This window comes from Aestuariivirga sp. (assembly GCF_041738905.1).
Taxonomy (GTDB): Bacteria; Pseudomonadota; Alphaproteobacteria; order Rhizobiales; family Aestuariivirgaceae; genus Aestuariivirga.
Genome location: NZ_JBGSOZ010000065.1, coordinates 22,363 through 46,211, shown reverse-complemented (window position 1 = coordinate 46,211; position 23,849 = coordinate 22,363). Strand labels below are relative to the sequence as shown.

At 61.6% G+C, this 23,849-nt stretch carries 18 protein-coding genes; 14 read left to right on the top strand and 4 right to left on the bottom strand.

All coding sequences use genetic code 11. The annotated features are described in order from the left end of the window. Nucleotides 1-28: 28 nt before the first annotated feature. The 5 genes from ACEW8Q_RS05135 (at nucleotide 29) to ACEW8Q_RS05115 (ending at nucleotide 4,651) form a co-directional block, all read left to right on the top strand. Complete coding sequence (locus ACEW8Q_RS05135) at nucleotides 29-1,021, top strand: ABC transporter permease (RefSeq protein WP_373502980.1); 993 nt, start codon at nucleotides 29-31, stop codon at nucleotides 1,019-1,021. Further along, on the top strand, nucleotides 1,021-1,992 hold the full coding sequence (locus ACEW8Q_RS05130) for an ABC transporter permease (protein ID WP_373502979.1): 972 nt from the start codon (nucleotides 1,021-1,023) through the stop codon (nucleotides 1,990-1,992). The genes ACEW8Q_RS05135 and ACEW8Q_RS05130 overlap by 1 nt, the downstream gene beginning before the upstream one ends. Then, nucleotides 1,992-2,942 (top strand): ABC transporter ATP-binding protein, encoded by a 951-nt coding sequence (locus tag ACEW8Q_RS05125; protein ID WP_373502978.1) that lies wholly within the window; start codon nucleotides 1,992-1,994, stop codon nucleotides 2,940-2,942. Before ACEW8Q_RS05130 ends, ACEW8Q_RS05125 begins: the two co-directional genes overlap by 1 nt. Then, nucleotides 2,939-3,925, top strand: coding sequence for an ABC transporter ATP-binding protein (locus tag ACEW8Q_RS05120; protein ID WP_373502977.1), 987 nt, complete (start codon nucleotides 2,939-2,941; stop codon nucleotides 3,923-3,925). The genes ACEW8Q_RS05125 and ACEW8Q_RS05120 overlap by 4 nt, the downstream gene beginning before the upstream one ends. 111 nt (nucleotides 3,926-4,036) lie before the next feature. Further along, nucleotides 4,037-4,651, top strand: coding sequence for a calcium-binding protein (locus ACEW8Q_RS05115; RefSeq protein ID WP_373502976.1), 615 nt, complete (start codon nucleotides 4,037-4,039; stop codon nucleotides 4,649-4,651). Here ACEW8Q_RS05115 and ACEW8Q_RS05110 read toward each other — a convergent pair. After that, nucleotides 4,644-5,429 carry a DeoR/GlpR family DNA-binding transcription regulator gene (locus ACEW8Q_RS05110; protein ID WP_373502975.1) on the bottom strand — a complete coding sequence of 262 codons (786 nt, stop codon included), beginning with the start codon at nucleotides 5,427-5,429 and terminating at the stop codon, nucleotides 4,644-4,646. The genes ACEW8Q_RS05115 and ACEW8Q_RS05110 overlap by 8 nt on opposite strands. Nucleotides 5,430-5,626: 197 nt before the next feature. Between ACEW8Q_RS05110 and ACEW8Q_RS05105 the strand changes: the two genes are divergently transcribed. The 6 genes from ACEW8Q_RS05105 to ACEW8Q_RS05080 are packed head-to-tail and all read left to right on the top strand — an operon-like array spanning nucleotide 5,627 to nucleotide 15,487. Further along, complete coding sequence (locus tag ACEW8Q_RS05105; protein ID WP_373502974.1) at nucleotides 5,627-6,595, top strand: ABC transporter substrate-binding protein; 969 nt, start codon at nucleotides 5,627-5,629, stop codon at nucleotides 6,593-6,595. Nucleotides 6,596-6,612: 17 nt separating this feature from the next. Beyond that, complete coding sequence (locus ACEW8Q_RS05100; protein ID WP_373502973.1) at nucleotides 6,613-7,677, top strand: glycine betaine/L-proline ABC transporter ATP-binding protein; 1,065 nt, start codon at nucleotides 6,613-6,615, stop codon at nucleotides 7,675-7,677. Then, nucleotides 7,674-9,653, top strand: a complete 1,980-nt coding sequence (locus ACEW8Q_RS05095) for an ABC transporter permease (RefSeq protein ID WP_373502972.1) — start codon at nucleotides 7,674-7,676, stop codon at nucleotides 9,651-9,653. Before ACEW8Q_RS05100 ends, ACEW8Q_RS05095 begins: the two co-directional genes overlap by 4 nt. Before the next feature lie 43 nt (nucleotides 9,654-9,696). After that, nucleotides 9,697-12,138 carry an FAD-dependent oxidoreductase gene (locus ACEW8Q_RS05090; protein ID WP_373502971.1) on the top strand — a complete coding sequence of 814 codons (2,442 nt, stop codon included), beginning with the start codon at nucleotides 9,697-9,699 and terminating at the stop codon, nucleotides 12,136-12,138. Continuing rightward, nucleotides 12,135-14,552 carry an FAD-dependent oxidoreductase gene (locus ACEW8Q_RS05085; RefSeq protein ID WP_373502970.1) on the top strand — a complete coding sequence of 806 codons (2,418 nt, stop codon included), beginning with the start codon at nucleotides 12,135-12,137 and terminating at the stop codon, nucleotides 14,550-14,552. The genes ACEW8Q_RS05090 and ACEW8Q_RS05085 overlap by 4 nt, the downstream gene beginning before the upstream one ends. Nucleotides 14,553-14,605: 53 nt before the next feature. Continuing rightward, nucleotides 14,606-15,487, top strand: a complete 882-nt coding sequence (locus ACEW8Q_RS05080) for a phosphotransferase (protein WP_373503025.1) — start codon at nucleotides 14,606-14,608, stop codon at nucleotides 15,485-15,487. A gap of 1 nt (nucleotide 15,488) precedes the next feature. Here the strand turns inward: ACEW8Q_RS05080 and ACEW8Q_RS05075 are convergent, their stop codons facing one another. Continuing rightward, nucleotides 15,489-16,169, bottom strand: coding sequence for a Crp/Fnr family transcriptional regulator (locus ACEW8Q_RS05075; RefSeq protein ID WP_373502969.1), 681 nt, complete (start codon nucleotides 16,167-16,169; stop codon nucleotides 15,489-15,491). A 224-nt stretch (nucleotides 16,170-16,393) separates the two neighbouring features. On the opposite strand from ACEW8Q_RS05075, the gene ACEW8Q_RS05070 reads away from it, so the two are divergent. From ACEW8Q_RS05070 to ACEW8Q_RS05060, 3 genes are all read left to right on the top strand, one after another. Beyond that, the gene (locus ACEW8Q_RS05070; RefSeq protein ID WP_373503024.1) at nucleotides 16,394-17,953 is read left to right on the top strand and encodes an arylsulfatase; all 1,560 of its coding nucleotides are present in this window, start codon (nucleotides 16,394-16,396) and stop codon (nucleotides 17,951-17,953) included. Between the two features lie 78 nt (nucleotides 17,954-18,031). Then, nucleotides 18,032-19,039, top strand: a complete 1,008-nt coding sequence (locus tag ACEW8Q_RS05065) for an HAD family hydrolase (protein ID WP_373502968.1) — start codon at nucleotides 18,032-18,034, stop codon at nucleotides 19,037-19,039. 49 nt (nucleotides 19,040-19,088) lie between these two features. Continuing rightward, entirely contained in the window at nucleotides 19,089-21,326 is a 2,238-nt protein-coding gene (locus ACEW8Q_RS05060; protein ID WP_373502967.1) for a multiheme c-type cytochrome, read from the top strand. 12 nt (nucleotides 21,327-21,338) lie between these two features. On the opposite strand, the gene ACEW8Q_RS05055 is transcribed toward ACEW8Q_RS05060, so the two are convergent. Both ACEW8Q_RS05055 and ACEW8Q_RS05050 read right to left on the bottom strand, forming a co-directional pair. Then, nucleotides 21,339-22,316, bottom strand: coding sequence for a 2-dehydropantoate 2-reductase (locus ACEW8Q_RS05055; protein ID WP_373502966.1), 978 nt, complete (start codon nucleotides 22,314-22,316; stop codon nucleotides 21,339-21,341). Next, on the bottom strand, nucleotides 22,313-23,839 hold the full coding sequence (locus tag ACEW8Q_RS05050) for an acyl--CoA ligase (RefSeq protein ID WP_373502965.1): 1,527 nt from the start codon (nucleotides 23,837-23,839) through the stop codon (nucleotides 22,313-22,315). The genes ACEW8Q_RS05055 and ACEW8Q_RS05050 overlap by 4 nt, the downstream gene beginning before the upstream one ends. Nucleotides 23,840-23,849 lie beyond the last annotated feature (10 nt).

The window sequence follows — 23,849 nt, the reverse complement described above, 5'->3', positions numbered from 1 at the left end:
GTCAGCCGTTACCGATACAACTGAAACAATGACAAGAAGCCGTGGCCCCTGGGCCACGGCTCTTCGCCGTCTGTTCCGCGACCGCGCGGCTGTTGCGGCGCTCGCCGTGTTCATCCTCGTTGTGACTGTCTGCTTCCTTGCGCCGGCCTATGCGAGTTGGGCCGGCGTCGATCCGTTCCGTTCGACGCTCGATGCCATCATCAAGGTCAACGGGCAGGACATGCCGGTCATGGAGCAATCGACAGAGGGGCTGGGGCTGGGCTACACGCCTATCGGTCCGACATGGCAACTGGGCAATTATTTCCTCGGTGCCGACAACCAGGGCCGTGACGTGATGGCGCGGCTGCTTTATGGCGGCCTCAACTCGCTGCTCATCGCGGGCGCGGCAACCATACTGACGCTCACCTTCGCCACCCTCATCGGGCTGGCCGCGGGCTTCTTCGGCGGCATCGTCGATCTCGTGCTGTCTCGCATTCTCGATATTCTCTGGGCCTTCCCGATCTACCTGCTGGCCATCTCGCTTTCCATCGTGCTGATCGCGCAGGGAATTGAGTTGGGTCCGATCACCATCCAATCCGGCTCGCTCTGGCTTCCCATCTTCATCATCGGCGTCGTCTATATTCCCTATGTGGCGCGGCCCGTGCGAGGCCAGGTACTGGCGCTTCGCGAGAGCGAGTTCGTGCTGGCCGCCATCGGCCTCGGCGTTCCGAGCCACCGCATCCTGCTGCGCGACATCCTCCCCAATGTTTCAACCACGCTCATCGTCTTCGTGCCGATCATGCTGGCGCTCAACATGCTGACAGAGTCGGCACTCTCGTTCCTGTCCATCGGCGTGCAGCCGCCGGCAGCGAGTTGGGGCACCATCATCCAGGACGGACAGACGCTGCTTTACACGCGGCCCCTTGTGGCCATGGCGCCGGGCATCGCCATCGTCATCACCGTGCTGGCGCTCAATGTGCTGGGCGATGGCCTTCGCGATGCGCTCGATCCGCGCTCGAAGATCAGGATCGGACGCGGCTGATGATCTTTGCGCTGCTTCGCCGTCTTGGGCAGATGCTGTTCGTGATGTTCGGCATCAGCGTTCTGGTGTTCCTCATCTTCTTCGCAACGCCTGGGGCCGATCCCGCCGCCCGCATCGCTGGCCGCAATGCCTCGCCCGAAGTGCTGGAGGCGGTGCGCAAGAGCTTCGGCTTCGACCAGCCGATCTATGTCCAGTATTTCACCATGATGAAGAAGCTCTTCATCACCGGCGATCTCACCAGCTTCGTCAATCGCGGGTGGAAGGTTGTTCCCGCCGTGATGGATACCATTCCGGTCACGCTATCGCTCGTCATCGGCGCCGCCGTGCTCTGGGTCGTGTTCGGCCTGCTTATCGGCCTCGTCGCGGCCGCCACGCGCGGCTCCTGGCTCGATAAACTGCTGATGGTTCTCGGACTGATCGGCATTTCCATGCCGGTCTACTGGCTGGGCGAGATGATGAACCTCCTGACCCAGAGCCGCTATCACGATACCTGGCTGTTCTCCTGGGTGCCGCCGCTGGGCTACAAGAACCTGACGGAAAATCCCAAGGGCTGGTTCCTCACGCTGGTCATTCCCTGGTTCACGCTGTCGATCCTCTATATCGGCCTTTATGGCCGTGTGCTGCGCGCCGCCATCATCGAGTCGCTGCAGGAGGATTACATCCGCACGGCACGTGCCAAGGGACTGTCCGAAACCCGCATCCTGCTGCGCCACGCCCTTCGAACGTCGCTCATTTCATTCGTGACGCTTTTCGGTCTCGACTTCGGCGCGCTCGTCGGCGGGTCGGCGCTTCTCACCGAAGTGGTCTTCGGCCTGCAGGGCGTGGGCAAGCTCACGTACGATGCACTGCAGAACCTCGATCTTCCGGTGATCATGGCGACCGTCATGTATGCGTCGTTCTTCGTCGTCATGGCCAATGCGCTGGTCGATGTCGTCTACATCCTGCTCGACCCGCGCGTGAGGACGGCCTGATGCTGAAGGTCCGCGACCTCAATGTCAGCTTCCGCACCGAGCAAGGCATCGTGCGGGCCGTCGATGGCGTTTCGCTCGACGTCGGCGAAGGAGAGCTTCTGGGCGTGGTAGGCGAGTCAGGCTCGGGCAAGACCGTTTCGCTTCTTGCCGTCATGGGTCTGATCACAGATCCCAACGCCATCATCACGGGTTCGATCCGTTATCGCGGGCGTGAACTCGTGGGCCTGCCATCAAAGGAAATGCGAAAGCTGCGGGGCAGGGAGATCGCCATGATCTTCCAGGACCCGATGACGGCGCTCACTCCGGTCTACACAGTCGGTTGGCAGATCGCCGAGCAGATCCTCGCGCATGAGAAAATAAGCAAGAACACTGCGTGGAAACGTGCCGTCGACCTGCTGGCCGAAGTCGGCATCCCGAACCCGCAGGAGGCGGTCCACCGCTATCCGCACCAGCTCTCGGGCGGCATGCGCCAGCGCGTGGTGATCGCCATGGCCTTGTCCTGCAATCCGGCTCTTCTGGTCGCCGACGAGCCGACCACAGCTCTGGACGTGACGGTGCAAGCGCAAATTCTCGATCTCCTCAGGAAGCTCCGCAAGAACCATGGCAGTGCCATCGTCTTCATCACCCATGACATGGGCGTCATGGCCGAAATCGCCGACCGGATGATGGTGATGTATGCCGGCCGCGTGGTGGAGCGAGGGACCAAGGAAGAACTCTTCGTGGAGCCGCGCCATCCCTATACGCAGGCGTTGCTCGACTCCATTCCCCCGTTGAGCGGCGAGAAGCCGAGGCGGTTGCGCACCATTCCGGGCTCGCCTCCCAATTTGTTGAACCGCCCGTCCGGCTGCTCCTTCGCGCCGCGCTGTCCGCAGCGTTTCGAGAAATGCGTTGCAGATCCCGTGCTCGATGGCGGTGCCCGCGCCGTAGCCTGTTTCAGGGTGATGGCATGATGGCGCCGCTTCTGGAGATCATCGACGTCAGCAAGCGCTTCAAGGTCGGCTCGCGCTTTTCGGGCCAGGGCCAACGAACGGTTCATGCGCTGGATGGCGTATCACTGACCGTGAAGCAGGGCGAAACGCTTGGGCTGGTGGGTGAATCAGGCTGCGGCAAATCCACGTTGGGCCGCTGCATCACGCGGCTCTATACACTGTCCTCCGGCACGCTGCGGTTTGGTGGAACCGATATTTCATCCATTTCGGAACGGCAGATGCGGCCACTCCGCCGCCGTATCCAGATGGTATTCCAGGACCCCTCCGCCTCGCTCAACCCGCGCCGCCGCGTGCGGGACCTGATTGCGGAGCCGCTGCGCGTGCACACCTCCATGTCATCCGCCGAGATCGGCCGCCGCGTGGCGGAACTGCTCGAGATCGTTGGACTCAAGCCCGATCATGCCATGCGCTTTCCGCATGAGTTTTCCGGCGGCCAGCGCCAGCGCATCGGCATCGCCCGCGCCATCGCGCTCAATCCTGAGCTGATCGTGCTGGACGAGCCGGTCTCGGCGCTGGACGTATCCGTCCAGGCGCAAATCGTGAACCTGCTGGCCGACCTCCAGGAACGGTTGAATCTCACCTACGTCTTCATTGCCCATGACCTGAGCGTTGTCCGCCAGGTCTCGACACGGATTGCCGTGATGTACCTGGGCTCGATTGTCGAGATGGGGGAGGCGGACGATATCTTCAGCCGGCCATCGCATCCTTATACGCAGGCGCTGATTTCCGCCGTGCCGGTGCCCGACATCACCAAGTCCGGCTCACGCAATCGCATCGTGTTGACGGGCGATGTGCCGAGCCCCGTGAACCCGCCCTCCGGGTGCCGATTCCATACGCGCTGCCCCATTGCTCAGGACCGCTGCAAGGTGGACCGTCCGGCTCTTGTGGAACAGGCGGCAGGCCGGCTGGCGGCGTGCCATTTCCCGGCATCCATCACAGGCTGAGCTTCGAGCCCCGCGCGCTCCCGCTCCAACGCAAGGCGGCCACGGGAATGCCGCCGTATTGTCCCAAATGGAAGCTAGATCGGCGCCATCGGGCAATACAGGAGCTCTGCGATGAAGTACCTTTATGGCAATTACAACCGCAACATTCTCGTGGCGACCGCGCCCGACAGCTACACGATCTACGGCTATAATGGCGCAGACGACATCTACGGCCAGGATTTCGACGATTTTCTCTATGCGGGAAGCGGTGACGACCTCGTTTTCGGCTACGATGGCGATGACTTCATCAACGGCAATGACGGCTGGGACGTTCTGAAGGGCGGCAAGGGCAATGACACCCTGAACGGCAATGATGGCTACGACCTGCTGCAAGGCGCCAAGGGCAACGATATCCTCAATGGCGGCGACGATTGGGATGACATCTATGGCGGGGACGGGCGCGATACCCTGACGGGCGGCCAGGACGACGACTTTCTCGTGGGCGGCCGTGGCAAGGATATCTTCGTGTTCAGGCACGGCGACGACAGCGACGTGATCGCGGATTTCACGCCGGATGTGGACAAGATCGAATTGGATCTCAACTATGTCCAGAACTTCGCGCAGCTGCGCCAGTATATCTATCGCGATGGGCCGGACACGATCATCGACCTCAAGGATGGTGATTTCCTGATCCTGGCCTGGGTCAATCCGAATTCCCTCGACTCTGGCGACTTCATCTTCACCTGATGACCGAGCCCCGTTGCGGGGCGACGTCGATCACGACATTTGCAGCCAGCAAGCCCGCCGCCAGATCGTCTGGCGGCGGGTTTTCCGTGATCAGCACATCGATGTCGGAAAACTCGCAGACCTTGATGAGTGCGCGCCGGCCGAACTTGCTGCTGTCTGTCAATACGTAGCGCCTCTCGCCCTGTTTCAACAGCATGCGCGCGAACTCCGCCTCGTCGAGCGAACTGTCGGTGGCGCCGGTTTCCGAATCCATCGCCCCGATCGAAATGAAGGCATGGCGCACGTTGAAACTTGCGACGAATCCGACGGCCGTTACGCCGAACGCCGCGCCGTTGTCGCCATTGAGTTCGCCCCCCGCCATATAAACCTTGTTGCCATTGACCGTGGCGAGCGTGCGGGCGATGTCGGATGAATTGGTGACGACCGTGAGATTGCGCTTGCGCAGCAGTTCCCGCGCGAAGATCGAGGTCGTCGTGCCCGTGTCCAGCATCAGGCTGTCACCGTCCGAAACATGGCGGGCCGCATGGCGGGCAACGGCGCGCTTGGCCTCCGAGTTCTCCCGCATCCGGCGCTCGTAAGGGGCTTCGCTATCTTCCGCGGGCAGGGCGACGGCACCATGAAGCTTTACCACTTGGCCCGCCATCGCCAGCGGCCTGAGGTCGCGCCGTATCGTTTCCTGCGACACACGAAGGGCGGCGGCAATATTTGCGACAGTCAGGTTGCCACGATCCCGGACCAGGGTCAGAATGGCGGCATGCCGAAGTTTTGAGCGCTGCATGTGGGACTCATGACCGGATTGGGGTGTTTCAGTCACTAATATCCCGGTTTCGGACAAAAACCCACATCGTTTTCGGTCAAAACAACGCGTTCCCACAAAATAGCTGAACGTCACGTTGACAGCAGTAGAGCTTTGGGACGACATTCGACACAAGGCGGTTCGGAGAGCAGCCGTCACACAAAATGATCGAGGGAAACATGACCAGGAAGAATACGTGGAGATCAGCCGTGTTTGCGGCAGCGGCACTCGCAGCGACCGTCCTTTCGCCGCTCAATGCCCAAGCCGTCGAATCGTCTGATCCGATCAAGGTGGCGCTGTTCGACTGGACCAGCGTGAACATCAACGCCAAGATTCTCGGTGGCATACTCGAAAAGCTTGGCTACACCGTTGAATATCCCACATCCGACTATCTCTCCTCGCTCACCACCAGCCTCACGACGGGCGATATCACGGTTGGCGTCGAGTACTGGGACACGACCGCGGGCGAGGCCATGACGGCCTCCGAAGCCACAGGACAGACGGAGCGCCTGGGTACCCTTGGTCCGCAGGCCAAGGAAGAGTGGTGGTATCCGATGTACATGAAGGAAAAATGCCCCGGCCTTCCAAACTGGGAAGCCCTGAAGGACCCGAAATGCGCCGAGGCCTTCTCCACCGCTGAAACCGCGCCGAACGGCCGCTACCTCGGCGGACCCGTCACATGGGAAGGCTTCGACGACGAGCGCGTCGTTTCGCTCGGGCTGCCCTTTACCGTCATTCATGCCGGCACCGACGCCGCCATGTTCGCCGAACTCGACTCGGCCTATCAGCGCAAGGCCCCTATCATGCTGTGGGTCTATTCGCCCCACTGGGCGCCTGCCAAGTATGAAGGCGAATGGGTGCAGTTCCCGGAATATACGGCCGAATGCTACACCGACCCGAAGTGGGGTTCCAATCCCGACAAGGCCTATGATTGCGGCAAGCCCTTCGGCGACATCTGGAAGTTCTCCTGGGCCGGCATGAAGGACAAGTGGCCCGTCGCCTACAAGGTTGCCAAGGCCTACCAGATCGACGTTGCCGAACTGAACAAGATGTCGGGAGAAGTCGATCTCGAAGGCAAGTCCATCGAGGATGTCGCGAAGGCCTGGGTGGATGCCAACGAAGCCAAGTGGAAGGCCTGGGCCCAATAAGCCCGGAGCGACTGTACATGATCAAACACGAAACGGGCGCGGTTGATCCGCGCCCGGTCAAGCTGTCGTGCCGGAACCTGTGGAAGGTGTTCGGCCCCAATGCCCGCGCCTTCATGGAGGAGCGCAAGGGTCAGGTGACGGGCGCCGACCTTGATCGGGCTCACCTGGTAGGCGCCGTGCGAAGCGCTTCCCTTGAAGTGCGCGAGGGCGAAATCTTCATCGTCATGGGCCTCTCGGGTTCAGGCAAGTCGACGCTCGTGCGCTGCCTCTCGCGGCTCATCGAACCGACGATGGGCGAACTCATGTTTGACGGAAGGGACTTGCTGGGCGCCAGCGAGCAGGAACTGATCGAGATCCGCCGCCACAAGATGGGGATGGTGTTCCAGCACTTCGCGCTGCTGCCACACTTGAATGTGCTGGAGAATGTCGCTTTCCCCCTTTTCATCCAGGGCATAGGCCGGGAAGAACGCGAGGCCCGCGCGCGGCAGATGATCGATCTTGTGAGCCTCACAGGCCGCGAGCAACGTTTTCCCTCCGAACTTTCCGGCGGTCAGCAGCAGCGCGTCGGCATTGCACGCTCTCTTGCTGTCGAGCCTGAAATCTGGTTTCTCGACGAACCATTCTCGGCACTCGATCCGCTGATCCGCCGGGAGATGCAGTCCGAACTCATGCGCCTCCAGAGCGTGTTGAAGAAGACCATCGTCTTCATCACCCACGATTTTGATGAAGCAATCCGCCTTGCCGACCGCATTGCCATCATGAAGGATGGTGAAATCATCCAGATCGGCACGCCAGAGCAACTGGTGCTCAACCCCGCCACGGAATACGTCGCCGAATTCACCCGCGATGTGAATCGAGCAAAAGTATTGTCAGCTCAAAGCGTCATGGCTGAGCCTTCAACGGCTTCGTCAAGCTACAGGACGGTTGAGGCGAGGGCGAAGATCATCACCTTCGCGGCAGAGATCGTCGACTCGCCCACGCCGTTTGCCGTAGCCGACGCAAAGGGCGCGATCATCGGGGAGGTGTCGCCCCGGGCGGTGATCGACCTTCTCTCCGGCAAGGGACTTGAGGTCCGCGCATGAGCGACATGGCGCTTGGCACGACTGCTGTTTCCCCGGCTTCATCCGCATTGCGGTGGCTGGTGCCCGCAACCTTGCTTGCCGCCCTCGCAATATTCCTGCTTCGTGATCTGTTGCCCGGCCTTGCTGTTTATCCCGACTGGGCCGTGATCCCGTTCAAGGACTGGCTTGCCACGATGATGACGTGGGTCAAGGTCAATTTCTCATGGCTGACCCGGTCGCTGACCGCCATCGTTGACGTGCCGTTGAAGTTTGCCTTCAACCTTCTTGCCAAGGGGTTCAAGGTGGGGGCGGGGCCGGAAGCCTATATACTCCCAAGGCTTTCATGGCTTGGCATCACACTCGTGATGGCGTGGCTCGGATGGCTATACGGCGGATTGCGCTTGGCCTTGCTGTGCGGCCTCGGCTTTCTCGCGCTCGCAGTGTTCAAGGTGTGGGACAATGCCATGCTCACCTTGGCGCTGATCGTCATCTGCGTTCCATTCTGCGTCATCACGGGCCTTCTTCTCGGTATCTGGGGCTATCGCTCGGCCAAGGTCAACAACTGGCTCATCACGCCAATGCTCGACCTGATGCAGACGATGCCGACATTCGCCTATCTGATCCCGATGCTGCTGCTGTTTGGCGCGAGTCCCGTCTCGGCGCTTCTCGCCACCGGCCTCTTCGCCACGCCGCCGATGGTGCGCGCCACCGTGCTGGGCCTCAACAAGGTGCCGCAGGAGATCAAGGACTTCGCCGACATGGCGGGATGCACACGCTCACAGAAGCTTTGGCGCGTGCTGGTGCCGGCTGCCAAGCCGTCCCTGATGATCGGCGTCAACCAGGTCATCATGCTGGCCCTCAACATGGTCATCATCGCCTCCATGATCGGTGCTGGCGGGTTGGGCTACGATGTGCTTCTGGCGCTTCGGGCCTTGAAGATCGGACAGGCCATGGAAGCTGGCCTCGCCATTGTCATCATCGCGATCGTTCTCGACCGGCTGAGCCAGGCTATTGCCCACAAGAAGCCCGACGCACTCGTTCAGCAGGGATTCCTGGCACGGAACCTCAATCTGGTGATCGTGCTGGGCCTTCTGCTCGGCACCACGCTCCTGGCGCTGGTCATCCCCGGCTTCAACAAGATCCCCGAGAGCCTGACTCTCACCACCGCGCCCTACTGGAAGATGGGCGTCGACTGGATCACGCTGAACTGGTTCGACGCCATCGAGGCAGGCCGCGTGTTCATGCTTCTCTATTTCCTCAATCCCTTGCGCGCGGCTTTCGAGGCATTGCCATGGTTCGGCGTGCTCCTCATCCTCGCTGTTCTGGCCTGGCGGCTGGGTGGCTGGGGCCTCACCATCATCGTCAGCCTACTGACGGCATTTGCCGCGAGCACCGGCCTCTGGATTCCCGCGATGCAGACGCTCTATCTCTGCGGCGCCTCGGCCCTGGTGGCCTGTCTCCTCGGCATCCCGATCGGCTTCTGGGCGTCGCGCAGCGACCGTGTGCAGGCCGTGGTGACACCCATCATCGACACGCTGCAGACCATACCGTCCTTCTGTTTCATCATTCCCGTCGTGATGCTGTTCCGCGTGGGCGATGTCACTGCCATGATCGCCACCGTGGCCTTCGCCATCGTTCCCGCCGTGCGCTACACCAATCACGGCCTGCGTCAGGTGCCGCTGCATCTCATCGAGGCGGGGAAGGTCACAGGCTGCACGCGGTGGCAACTCTTCCGCCATGTGCAATTGCCCGTGGCGCTGCCTGAAATCATGCTCGGCATCAACCAGACCATCCTGCTCGCCCTCAGCATGATCATCATCTGCGCCATGGTTGGCACCCGCGACCTCGGGCAGGAAGTGTTCAAGGCCCTCGCCAAGGCTGATTCAGGACGGGGTTTGGTGGCTGGCCTCGTGATCGCCTTCATCGGCATCGTCGCCGACCGCCTCATCACCGCCTGGGTAAAGCGCATGCGTGCAAGACAAGGCGTGACCGCCTGAACGGCGGCGCGCGGCAACAAGACTCTGTGACAATGGGATCGACATGACTCTTCCAGCACACGCCCAGTTCGTCGTGATCGGCGGCGGCATCATCGGCTGTTCGACCGCCTATCATCTGGCGCGCGACCACAAGGCCGATGTCGTCCTGCTCGAGCAGAACCGCCTCACCTCCGGCTCCACCTGGCATGCCGCGGGATTGGTGGGGCAGCTGCGGTCCTCCGCCTCGATCACGCAGGTCCTGAAATACTCGGTCGATCTCTACAAGCGCCTGGATGCGGAGACGGGCCTCGAAACCGGTTGGAAGATGACGGGCTGCCTCCGTCTCGCGACGAATGAAGACCGATGGACGGAATATCGCCGCCTTGCCACCACGGCGCAAAGCTTTGGCATGGAGATGCATCTGGTTTCACCGGAAGAAGTGAAAAGGATGTGGCCGCTGATGGACGTGTCCGATCTCGTCGGTGCGTCATGGCTGCCGACCGATGGGCAGGCTTCACCGTCCGACATTGCACAGTCGCTGGCCAAGGGCGCCCGCATGCACGGCGCGAAGATCGTTGAGGGTGCACGCGTCCTCGGCTTCGACATCATCGAGGGCCGTGTGAAGGCGGTCCGCACCAGTCAGGGTACGATCGCTTGCGAGACCGTCATCAATTGCGGCGGGCAATGGGCCCGGCAGGTCGGCGCGATGGCGGGTGTTTCCGTTCCCCTGCAACCGGTCAAGCACCAGTATGTCATCACCGAGAAGGTCGACGGCCTTTCGCCCGACGCGGCAACGCTCCGCGATCCCGACCGCCGCACCTATTTCAAGGAAGAAGTGGGTGGCCTCGTCTTCGGCGGCTACGAGCCAGACCCTGTTCCCTGGACGACAGGCGACGTGCCGGATGATTTCGAGTTCCAACTCTTCGATGATGACTGGGACCACTTCGAGCAGCACATGGGGCAGGCTCTGGCCCGCGTTCCCGCTCTGGCCAACACTGGCATCAAGAAGATGATCAACGGGCCCGAAAGCTTCACGCCAGATGGCAACTTCATTTTGGGCGCGGCACCGGAGCTGAAGAACTTCTATGTGGGCGCGGGCTTCAACGCGTTCGGCATCGCGTCTGGTGGCGGTGCCGGCTGGGTGCTGGCGGAATGGGCGGCGAAGGGCGAAGCGCCAATGGACCTGTGGGTGGTCGACATCCGCCGCTTCTCCGACCTCCACAAGGACCGCGACTGGACCTGCACACGGACACTTGAAGCCTATGGCAAGCACTACACCATCGGCTTCCCGCATGAGGAATATGCAAGTGGCCGTCCGCGTATCGTCTCGCCGCTTTATGACAGGCTGAAGAATCTCAATGCCTGCTTCGGCTCCAAGCTGGGTTGGGAGCGGCCCAACTGGTTTGCGCCTGAGGGAACGGAGCCGCGAGACATCTATTCCATGGGCCGCCAGAACTGGTTCGATGCGGTAGGAGAAGAACACAAGGCGGTTCGTGAACGGGCAGGGGTGTTCGACCAGTCCTCCTTCGCCAAGTATGAGATGAAGGGGCGCGACGCCGCCGAAGCGCTTCAATTCATTTCGGCCAACAACGTGGCGCGCGGGCTGGGGCGGCTCACCTACACGCAAATGCTCAACACCCGTGGTGGCATCGAATGCGACCTCACCATTGCCCAGCTTGCGGACGATCATTTCTATATCGTGACCGGCACCGGATTCCGCACGCATGATTTCGGGTGGATCGCCGACCATGTGAAACCGGGCCTTGATGCAAAACTTGTCGACGTCACCGAAGACTGGGGCACACTTTCGCTGATGGGGCCAGCCTCGCGCAGCATTCTGGCCAAGGTGACGACTGCCGACATAAGCAACGCTGCTTTTTCGTTTGGCCATGTCCGTTCCATCGCCATTGCAGGGACAGAAGTCCGGGCGCTTCGCGTCACTTATGTCGGTGAACTCGGCTGGGAACTCCATGCGCCCATCAACGCCATCGGCAATGTCTTCGATGCGCTGATGGTGGCGGGCGGCACGCAGGGGCTCGTGCCCACCGGTTACCGCGCGCTGGAAGCCCTGCGGCTGGAAAAAGGATACCGCGCCTGGGGGTCTGACATCACCCCCAACGACACGCCCTTTCACGCAGGCCTCGGCTGGGCCGTGAAGCTCAAGTCAAACCAGGATTTCATTGGCCGCGCGGCCTGCGAGAAGGTGTTGTCGCAGCCATTGACGAAGATGCTGGCCTGTTTCACTACCGAGCGCGACGACGTGGTGCTCGTCGGCCGCGAAACGATCCTGCGCAACGGGGAGTTTGCTGGTTATCTCACCAGCGGAGGATATGGCTACACGGTGGGAAAACCGATCGGATATGGTTATGTGCGCAATGCCGCCGGTGTCACGGCGGATTATTTGCGCTCCGGCACCTATGAACTCGTGGTGGCGAAGGACGTGGTAAAGGCGAATGTCCACCTTGAGCCGCTTTATGATCCCACCAACGCGCGGGTGAAGTCGTGAATTTCCGGGCGGACAGGCACGTCCACATCCTCGTCATCGGCGGCGGTGCAATCGGCACCTCGCTTGCCTATCATCTGGCCCGCGATGGTGCGCGGGACGTGCTGCTTGTCGAGAAGGCGCAGCTCACCCATGGCTGCACATGGCACGCGGCGGGCCTCGTCGGGCAGTTGCGCGGCAAGAAGAACCTCACGCGCCTGATGCAGAATTCGGTCGCCGTGTTCGACAGGCTGGAAAAGGAAACCGATCAGGCGATCTCCTGGAAGAAGGTGGGTTCGCTCAGACTCGCGGGCTCTCCCGCCCGCTGGAGCGAAATCAGGCGCTCGATGGGGCAGGCCAAGAGCTTTGGGGTTGAATGCCACTCACTCTCGGCGGACGAAGCCAAGAAGCACTTTCCATATATCACCACGGACGGCATCGAAGGGGCGGCCTTCATTCCGGGCGATGGGTACATCGATCCCTATTCGCTCACCATGGCCTATGCCAAGGGCGCGCGCATGAACTGCGCGCGGATCGAGGAGGGCGTGTGCGTCGAGGAGATCGTTCACGAGAATGGCCGCGTTGCGGGCGTCGTTACCAATGGCGGTTCCATCGCCTGTGACATCCTCGTCAGCTGCGCCGGTTTATGGGCCAAGCGCGTGGGCCGCATGGCAGGGCTTGAACTCGCCGCAGGCATCGTCGAGCATCAGTATTTCCTGACTGAAAAGAAACTCTCCTTCGATCCAGGCCTCACCACGCTGCGTGACCCCGACAACAACTTCTACCTCAAGCCCGACACCGGCTCCTTTGCCATCGGCGGCTGGGAGGATGGGTCAAAGGGTTTCCATCGTGGGCTTCCGCCATTTTCCTTTGGCCGCGAATTGCTGGAGTCCAATCTCGAGCGGCTGGAGCGCTTTGCGCTTCCCGCTTCGACCCGGCTGCCGGTGCTGAACGAGATCGGCATCCAGACCATCATCAATGGCCCCATTCCCGTCTCAGCCGATGGCGAACCCATCATGGGTCTGGCGCCGGGTTTCGAGAACCTGTTCGTGGCATGCGGCTTCACCGCGGGGATTGCCGCATCGGGCGGTGCCGGCCTCGCCATGTCAAACCTCATCCTGCACGGCGATGCGGGCATGGACCTTTGGCCCTTCGACGTCCGCCGCTTTTCTGCGTTGCAGGCGCAGCCGCTCTATCTCGAGGACCGCGCCATCGAGGCCTATGCGGCCTATTACAAGATCCATTGGCCGGGCGAGGAGGCACAGGCCGGGCGCGGGCTTCGGATGTCGCCGGTGCATTCGCGGCTTAAGAAGGCGGGTGCCGTTTTCGGCTCGAAGATGGGGTGGGAACGTCCCAACCATTTCGTGCCCGATGGTGTTGATCGGGGCGATTATCCGTCCTTCGAAGGCAAGCCCGGATGGTTCGATCATGTCGCCAATGAGCACCGCGCCATTCGCGAGCGGGTGGCCATCATCGACCAGACATCTTTTTCCAAGTTCGAGATTTCAGGGCAGGGCGCCGAGGCCGCGATGCAGCGCATTTGCGCGAACGACATCGGCGGTGAACCCGGAAAGGCCATTTACACCCAGCTGTGCAACGCGCGTGGCGGCATCGAGGCCGATGTGACGATCGTTCATGATGCGCCGGATCATTTCTATTTGGTCACCGGTTCGGGATTCGGGGTGCGAGACTCCGGATGGGTCGCCCGGCATCTTCCCCCGACCGTATCGATAAGAGACGTGACCAACAGCTTTGCGGTGCTGAACGTGTGTGGACCGCATGCCCGCGAGGTTCTCCAGGCCTTGAGCGACGATGACCTGTCGAATGCCGCATTTCCATTTCTGGCGGCGAGATGGATCGATCTGGTTTATGCCAGGGTGCTGGCCGTACGCATCGGCTATGTGGGGGAACTCGGTTATGAGCTCTATATTCCACAGGAATTTGCGCCGCGGCTGTACGACTTCATCAACGGCGAGGGCCGCCGCTTCGATATCGTGAATGCCGGATACCGCGCGATTGATTCATGCCGGATGGAAAAGGGCTACCTCTATTGGTCAGGCGACATCACGCCCGACTACAATCCCTATGAAGCAGGGCTTGGTTTTGCCGTGGCACTCGACAAGGGTGATTTCATCGGCCGCGAGGCCTTGCAGCGGATCAAGACGGAAGGCGTAACCCACAAGCTCTGTTCCTTTACCATCGACGGCTTCGCCCCCCTCCATGGCGGCGAGGCCATCATTCTCGATGGAAAGGTCGTGGGCTCCACATCGAGCGTGGGTTTCGGCCACACGCTTCAGAAGTCCATTGCCTTCGGATATCTCCCAATCGATGCAGCAGAGCAGAAGAGCTTCACCATCGAGGCGTTCGGCAAGGGATATGCGGCAACGCGGGGCCCGCGCTGTCTTTATGATGCAAAGATGGAACGGCTGAGGAGCTGACCTTGGAAAGCGAAGACATCGAACAGGCGCGTGAAGCGCTCCGCCACATCCAGATGTTCTGGCATCTGGACGAAACCGAAATCGACGTCACGCGGCTGGGCGGTCTCACCAATCTGGTGTTCCGGGTCGACCACGGCGGCGAGCAATATGTGTTGCGCCTGCCGGGGAAAGGCACAGAGGAATACATCAACCGCGCCAACGAGGCACAGGCCGCGAAGGAAGCAGCCCGCGCCGGCGTCAGTCCGGGTGTTGTGTATGTCGATGTGGCGAAGGGCATATTGGTGACCCACCTGATCGACCGCGCCGTCACCATGTCGGCCGCCAATTTCAAGTCCATCGCAGGCGCTCCGGCACGGGCGGGCGAGGTTTTCCGCAGGCTACATTCCTCCGATGCGAAGTTCAGTTTCCGCTTCGAGCTTTTCGCCATGATCGACGAATACCTCAAGGTTCTCGCGACGAAGGACATCGAACTTCCCGCCGGCTACCATGATGTCGTGAAGGACGCCGAGTCAGTCCGAGCGGCGCTGAATGCGCATCCGCTGCCACTGGTGGCCTGCCACTGCGATCCGCTTTGCGAGAACTTCCTCGATACGGGCAAGCGCATGTGGCTGGTCGACTGGGAATATTCCGGCATGAACGACCCCATGTGGGACCTGGGCGACCTTTGTGTCGAAGGGGAGTTCTCAGCCGGCCAGGAGGAGGAGATGATCCGCGCCTATTTCGGCGGCGAGCCATCGGCAACGGACCGCGGCCGCATCGTCATCTACAAGGCGATGTGCGACCTGCTCTGGACGCTTTGGGGATTGATCCAGCACGCCAACCAGAACCCGGTCGACGATTTCTGGGCCTATGCGACGAACCGCTTCGAGCGCTGCAAGGCGCTGATGGCGTCACCCGAATTCTCGAAACACGTGGCCGCCGTCGCAAAGGGTTGAGCTACTGCTCGTCCTTGTAGAGGGCGAGAAGGGCTGGATTGAGCACCCGTATCTTGCGGTAACCGAGTTCGATGGCCCCTTGCGCCGTGAGGTCGTTGAGGCAGGGCCGCAAGGTGGCGCGCGCCACGCCGAGAAGTTTCGCCAGATCGTCCTGCGTGAGGTCGGCTTCGGACCGGCCCTCTGTGAGCTTGAGAAGTCTCCGGCAGACGCGCGCACGAACAGTAAGCGCAAGTGTTTCGGAGAGCAGGGTGATCGCATTGGTGAGGTTGATGGCACACAGCTTGTAGAAAGACAAAAGGTGCTTCGGCTGCTCTGCGACCAGAGCTTCAAGGGCGCGTGAGGGCAGATGGAGAATGCGGCTTTCCACGGCGGCCATAAGGCTGATTGTTCTGGGACTCGCAGAGAACCCGGCCTGCTCGCCGACCCAGAAACCGGGCTCAGCACGATAGATCACCACCGGCTCTCCACCCACCAGGGGAAATGTGATCTCCAGCCCGCCGGATGCCAGCCCATAAACGCCGTCTGCAGCATCTCCAGCCATGTAAACGAACTGGCCAGCGCGATAGTGCTGCCACCGCCCGACGCGCGCCGCCCAGTTCTTGAAGTCCTCCGGCTGTTCGGACAACCAGCCGGTGGCATCAAGAGGTGCCAGCTGCAATTGTTTGTGCGTTGGATTGTTCAATACTGGCCAAACTCCACAGTTTGAACAAGCTATATCATGGAAGTTGCTATTTGTCCCGCTGGAGGAACGCGACGGGAAACCTGTGACCAACAACAGAAAAGCTCGACAAACTCGACGGCACGTGCGCTGATCGGAACCGGCAGGCGACGGCGATTGCCGGGTATGCTGTCGACACGCGTGATCAACTGCGATCTTGAAATCAATGGAGAAACATTTTGAAAAAGATGAGCCTCGCGAAAAGCCTCACGCTGTTCGCCGCCTGTCTGCTTGCGGCGGGAGTGACAGCCACTGGGGCGGCTTTGGCCCAAACGAAGAAGCCGAACATTCTCGTCATCTGGGGCGACGACATCGGCGGCTTCAACATCAGCGCCTACAATCGCGGCATGATGGGCTACAAGACGCCCAACATTGACTCGATCGCGGAGCAGGGCGCGCTCTTCACCGACTGGTACGGCCAGCAGAGCTGCACAGCCGGCCGTGCCGCCTTCATCACGGGCCAGTCGCCGATCCGCTCCGGCCTTACCAAGGTCGGCCTGCCGGGGGCTCCCGAGGGCATGAAGATCGAGGATCCGACGATTGCTACGCTGTTAAAAGAGCAGGGCTACGTCACTGGCCAGTTCGGTAAGAACCATCTTGGCGACCGCGACGAGATGCTGCCGACCAACAACGGTTTCGACGAGTTCTTCGGCAATCTCTATCACCTCAACGCCGAAGAAGAGCCTGAGAACCCCGATTATCCGAAGTCGCCCGAATTCAAGAAGATGTTCGGTCCGCGCGGCGTCATGCACTCCTGGGCTCTGCCCGATGGTACCCAGAAGATCGAAGATACAGGTCCGCTCACCAGGAAGCGCATGGAAACGGTGGACGACGAAGTCACAACCGCGGCCTTGGGCTTCATCGACAAGGCCTACAAGGACGACAAGCCCTTCTTCGTGTGGTGGAACTCCACCCGCATGCATGTCTTCACCCATCTGAAGGCAGAGTCGGAAGGCAAAACCGGCCTGGGTATCTATGCCGACGGCATGGCCGAGCATGATGGCCACGTCGGGCAGTTGCTCGCCAAGCTGAAGGAGCTTGGCATCGAGGACAACACCATCATCATGTACTCGACCGACAACGGCGCCGAGACCTTCACATGGCCCGATGGCGGAACCACGATGTTCCGCGGCGAGAAGAACACCAATTGGGAAGGTGGCTACCGCGTTCCGACCGTCATCAAGTGGCCGGGCGTGATCAAGCCGGGCACCGTCGTCAATGACATCGCCGCGCATGAGGACATGCTGGCGACCCTGGTGGCAGCAGGTGGTAACTCGAATGCCAAGGAAGAACTCCTCAAGGGCAAGAAGATCGGCAACCGCGACTACAAGGTCCATCTCGACGGCTATGACCTTGGTCCGGCCCTGCAGGGCAAGTCCGAATGGCCCCGCAAGGAGTTCATCTACTGGACCGATGACGGCAGCGTCGCGGCCCTTCGCTATGGCAACTGGAAGGTGACCTTCCTGAAGCAGGATGCCGAAGGCCTTCGCGTCTGGCAGGAGCCTTTCACGGAACTTCGCGCACCGCTCCTCACCAACCTCCGCATGGACCCGTTCGAGCGGGCCGAGCATGAGAATGCGATGGGCTATCAGCGCTGGTACATGGACCGCATGTTCCTGATCGCTCCGGCTGCAGCCTATGTCGGCCAGTGGCTGCAGAGTTTCAAGGAGTTCCCGCCACGCCAGAAGCCGGGCAGCTTCAACCTGGAGCGCGTGATGGAAACAGTCATGAAGCCGGGCAACAACTGATAACGTGATGCAAGTCAGGCCGGGGCCTATGGTCCCGGCCTTTCGGATTACCGCCCAACCCGTTCCGGAGAATTGATCATGGCCGACATATCCCGGCGCGAGGCCCTGCGCCTTGCACTTGCAGCCACCGCCACGCTGGCGGTCACCCGGCTTGCATCGGCAAATGGCGCTGTCCCGCTGCCCTCGTGGAAAGATGGCCCCGCTCTCAAACGCATCGTCGACTTCGTGACGGCCACCACAACCGAAGGCGGCCCCGACTATGTGGCGCCTGCGGATCGAATTGCCGTGTTCGACAATGACGGAACGCTGTGGTGCGAGAACCCCATCTACTTCCAGGCCGCATTTGCCTTCGACCGCATCAAGATGATGGCGCCGGACCATCCTGAATGGAAAGACCAAGAGCCCTACAAGAGCCTGCTCTCAGGCGACATGAGGGGCCTGATGGCGCAAGGCGAACATGGCCTGCTCGAGATCGTCATGGAAACTCATGCCGGGATGAGCGTCGACGCATTTCAGGCGATCGTGGCTGAATGGCTGAAGACAGCGCGGCACCCGCGTTTCGACAGGCCTTATGACTCGCTGGTCTATCAGCCCATGCTGGAACTCCTGGCTTACATGCGTGCCAATGGCTACCAGACCTGGATCGTGTCGGGCGGCGGCATCGAATTCATGCGCACTTTCGCGGAGCGTACCTATGGCATCCCGCCGGAGCAGCTGATCGGCTCCAGCATCGTTACAAAATTCGAGATATTGGACGGCAAGCCGGAATTGATGCGCCTGCCCAAGATCGACTTCATCGACGACAAGGACGGCAAGCCGGTGGGCATCAACAAGTTCATCGGCAAGCGCCCTGTCTTCGCGGCCGGAAATTCAGATGGCGACCTGCAGATGCTGCAGTGGACGACATCAGGAACAGGCCCGCGCTTCGGCATGATCGTCCATCACACGGACGCCGAGCGTGAGTACGCATACGACCGTGACTCTCACATCGGCCAGCTGGACAAGGCATTGGACGCGGCGCCTGCGGCAGGCTGGCTGGTGGTGGACATGAAAAGCGATTGGCTTGAGGTCTTCCCGAAGGCGTGATCAACTCTCGGCACTTGGAGGAGAGGCCCCGGCGGGCTAGCGTCCCTGTATGACGAGATTCTCGATCACGGCCTGGTTCGCGGCGGCGTTTCTCGTCTTGTGCGGAGCCGCGTCGGCGCATGCCGAACCGCAGTCTTTCGCCGGCAGCGCGGCCTGTGCCGAATGCCACGCGGCGGAAACTGAAGCCTGGACGAAGTCTGACCATGGCTGGGCGCTGCGGGAACCTTCACCTGAGAATGTGCTCGGTGATTTCAGTGGTATTACCTTCACCAACAAGGACGTAACCTCACGCTTCTTTCAGCGCGACGGGCGCTACTTCGTCGAGACCGATGGCAAGGACGGCAAGCTGAAGGAATTCGAGGTCAGGTACGCTGTGGGCGTGCGGCCGCTTCAGCAATATCTGGTGGAGACCGAAGGGGGGCGCCTGCAGGCTCTCGACACGGCCTGGGATACTGAAAACCGCCGTTGGTATCACCTTTATCCGAATGACGATGTCGCCGCTAGAAACGGCATGCACTGGACCGGCAGCTACAAGAATTGGCAGGCCCGCTGCGCCGACTGTCATCAGACCGGTTTTGACAAGGGCCTCGATGCCGCATCGCAAAGTTACAAGAGCCATTGGTCGGAACTCACGGTGAGTTGCGAATCCTGCCACGGCCCGGCAAGCGATCACGTCGCAGCAGCCCGCAAGACCAAGGACGGTTCGTCGACTCAGCTGCCGAAGTCCCTGATGAAGCTCGGCCCCAGCCAGCAGGCGAACGAGCTTGCCGCATGCGGTCCCTGCCATTCACGGCGCGAGGCCTTCTCGCAACAGAGCGCGCCCGTGGGTGCCACATTCGCCGACCATTACAATCTCATGCTGCTGCGGCCCAATCTTTACTTTGGTGATGGCCAGCAGCAGGACGAGGTCTTCATTCTCGGCTCGTTCCTGCAGTCGAAGATGAAGGCCAAGGGCGTCACCTGTTCCAACTGCCATGAGCCGCATGGCGGCAAGCTTGTGGCCGAGGGAAATGCGGTTTGTACCCAGTGCCACAGCGAGGCGGGCAACACCGAGTTCCCGAGCCTCGCGCGGCGTTCCTATGACACGCCGACCCACCATCACCACAAGGCGGACAGCGAGGCCGCGCAATGCGTCACCTGCCACATGCCGGACCGCGCCTACATGGTGACCGACAAGCGCCGCGACCATTTCTTCCGCATGCCCGATCCCTTGCAGTCAAAGGCGGCTGGCTCGCCTGATGCCTGCACCACTTGCCATACTGATAAGACCGCGGAGTGGGCCAATGCCGCCATTACCGGCTGGTTTCCGCAGCGAAACCATGACTGGCAGGATCGCTCAGCCTTCATCGCGTTCAACGGCGGCGATCGAACGGCTGCCACACTCGAGTCCCTCAAGACCTATGCGCTGAACCTCGATCGTCCCGCCATCGTCCGCGCCACAGCCGCCTCGCTTTTGGCAGATGCCGCTACGGATGCCATTGACGCGAGCCTCATGCCATTGCTGCAAGACCCCGACCCGCTGGTGCGCAACGCCGCCATCGGCCTTACCCGCTATGGCGACCCGGCCCGAAAGATCGAACTGGTGAAGCTGCTTCTCTCCGATCCCGTGCGGGCTGTCCGGCAAGCGGCGGCGGCTGAACTGGCAGCGTCCGACCGTTCTGCGTTGAACGAACAAGATCAAGCGGCTTTCGGCAAAGCCCTCAAGGAATACATGGACTCTCGCGCTGCCAACGCCGACATGCCAGAAGCTCATCTGGCGCTTGGTGGATTGGCGCTCAGCATGAGGCGCTGGAATGAGGCGGAAGCAGCCTTCAGCCGGGCAACCGACCTAGACCCGCAACTGGAACAGGCCTGGCTCACGCTCGCCCGGCTGAAATCGGCACTTGGAGACGAGCAGGGGGCGGAGGCCTACCTGCAGCAGGCCATGGGCTATCTGCCTTCCAGCATCGCGCTCCTGATCGAGCGCGGCAATCGGGAACAGCGGAAGGGCCAGGACGCCCGCGCCATCGGCTGGTATCGCCGCATCATCGCCATCGACCCTTCCAATGCCGAGGCCTGGCTGCGGATTGCGTCCTCAGCCCTTCGTGCCCGTGATATACCGCTTGCGCTGGAAGCCGCAGGCAAGGCCATGGAGCTTCAGCCGGACAACACCGATGGTTATGTTCTGGCCGCGATCGGTCACTACATTCAGGGCGATCGAGACAAGGCCAGGGACCTCGCCCTTCGCGCCCGCGCCATCAATCCCGGCATCCAACTGCCGCAGGAACTCGACGACCTCACCCGGTAGCGGGATCGCCGATCAGTACAATCCGCCAACGCGGGCCCGGAGGGTGACAAGGGCCAGAACCGTGTCGATGGTGGGTGTGGGGGTCGCCGTGATCCTGCCCAGTTCCTGGACCGACCCGATCAGCGCGTCGATTTCCATTGGCCGTCCCGCATCAAGATCCTGAAGCATGGACGTCCGATGCGCTCCGACTGCAGCGCCGCCGTCGATGCGGCGTTCGACGTCGATGGGAAATATGACGCCAAGTTTTTCAGCGATCTCCTGCGCCTCGATCATCATGCGGCGGGCGACGTCGCGGGTGCCCGGGTCGGTGCAGAGCACGTCGAGCGTCGCATGCGTGAGGGCCGAGATCGGGTTGAACGACAGGTTCCCCCACAGCTTCACCCAGATTTCATCCCGCAGCCGTGGCCGCACGGGGGTTTTCAGCCCTGCGGATTGCAGCGCTTGTGACAGCGCCACGGCACGGTCCGACTTCGACCCGTCTGGTTCACCAAGGGAAAAGCGATTTCCCTCGATGTGGTGGATGGTGCCGGGCGTGCTCACCTCCGCCGCCGGATAGACGACGCAGCCCAGCACGCGGTCAGGCCCGAAGCCGTCCCACTGCGCATTGCCGGGATCGACGCTGTGAAGCCTTGTGCCTTCGAGCGGCCCGCCGATCTTGTGGAAGTACCACCACGGCACGCCATTGACGCCGCTGACGATCGTTGTGTGTTCTCCGATCAGCGGCAGCATGGCGCCGACGACAGGTGGAACCGAGTGTGCCTTCAGCGTAACGATCACATAATCCTGGACGCCGAGCTCGGCCGGATCGGCACTGGCTCGGACAGTCACGCTCACAGGGTCTTTGCCCTCTTCAACGAGAGTAAGGCCTTTTGCCTGCATCGCCGCCAGATGCGGCCCACGCGCCACGAGGCTCACATCCGCCCCGGCTTGCGCCAGCTTTGCGCCCATGTAGCCGCCGATGGCGCCCGCGCCGAAGATGCAGATCTTCATTGCGCCGCGAGGCCAAGCTTCTCGGCGAGCCCGATGCGCTGCAGCTTGCCGGTAGCACCCTTGGGAATTTCATCGAGGATGATCACGCGGCGCGGCACCTTGAAATCCGCCATGCGGCTTGCCGCGAAATCGCGGATATCGCGTTCGGTCGCCGTATGGCCTTCTCGGAGCACCACGGCGGCGGCGACTTCCTCGCCAAGCTTCGGATGCGGCATGGCGAAGGCGACCACCTGCACGATTGCCGGATGGTCCAGCAGCACGCCATCGACTTCGAGCGGGCTGATCTTCTCGCCGCCGCGGTTGATGATTTCCTTCAGGCGTCCGGTGAGGCTCAGGTAGCCTTCATCGTCGAGCGCGCCCTGGTCGCCGGTGCGAAACCATCTTTCGCCCTCGGCCTCGAAGAAGCTCTTGGCGTTTGCATCCGGATTGCCTTCGTAGCCCGGTGTCACGTTGGGCCCGGAAATCACGATCTCGCCTGTACCGTCGACCAGGCGGTTCTCGACCTCATGCGCGATCCGCACCTTTGGGCCTGCGGCAAGCCCGACCGATCCCGGCTTCTGTGCGCGCGGCGGCAGCGGATTGCTTGCCATCTGGTGGGTGGCTTCCGTCATGCCGTAGGCCTCGATCACCGGGGCCTTGAACGCGTCGACCAGAGCCAGCATCACCTGTGCGGGAAGCGATGCCGAGGACGACCTGATGAACCGCAAGGGCACCGCATCGATCACATCCTGGTTGCGGGCCGCGCGGCTGAGGATTGCCTGATGCATGGTCGGCACAGCCGTATACCACGTCGGCTGCGCGTCCTTCATCCAGCCAAAGAATTTCAGGGCGTCGAAGCCGGGCGCGCACCAGATCGATGCTCCGGCGGCGAGCGAGGACGTCACCGCCGCGATCAACCCGTGAATGTGAAACAGCGGCATCACATTGAGGCAGCGGTCCGCAGGGGTGAGCGCCAGTGAAGCGCCGATGTTGCATGCCGATGCCACGAGGTTCCGCTGCAGCAGAGGCACGATCTTGGGCCGCGATGTGGTGCCAGACGTGTGGAGGATCAAGGCGACGTCATCAGGGCCTGGCGCCGCAGTACTGGATGCCTGGGCAGAGGGACCGGAAAGACTGAATTGTCCGGCAAGAAAATCGGGCCGTGTTTCAACACGCAGCACGGGGATACCACCTGACTCGGCGGCCACAACGGCAGGGCCTTCATATCCCGCCATGACGACCAGCGCCTTGGCCTTCAGGTCTTCAAGGTAGAAGGAATACTCCTCCAGCCTGTAGGAAGGGTTCAGTGGTGCCGTCACCGCGGCTTGTGCGATAGTGATGAAGGCCGTCGCCATCTCCGGGCCGTTCGGCAGTACGATGGCAACCCTGTCGCCGGCGCCAATGCCGAAACTGTGCAGTTGTTCGACAACACGTGCTGCCAGTTCACGCAAGGCCCCGTAAGTCAGCCATGCGCGGCCCGGCGCACCGATTGCAAATGAGTTGGCATCCGTACCGGCCAAAAGCCCCGCGAGTGTCGCAGTCATGTCGTCATCT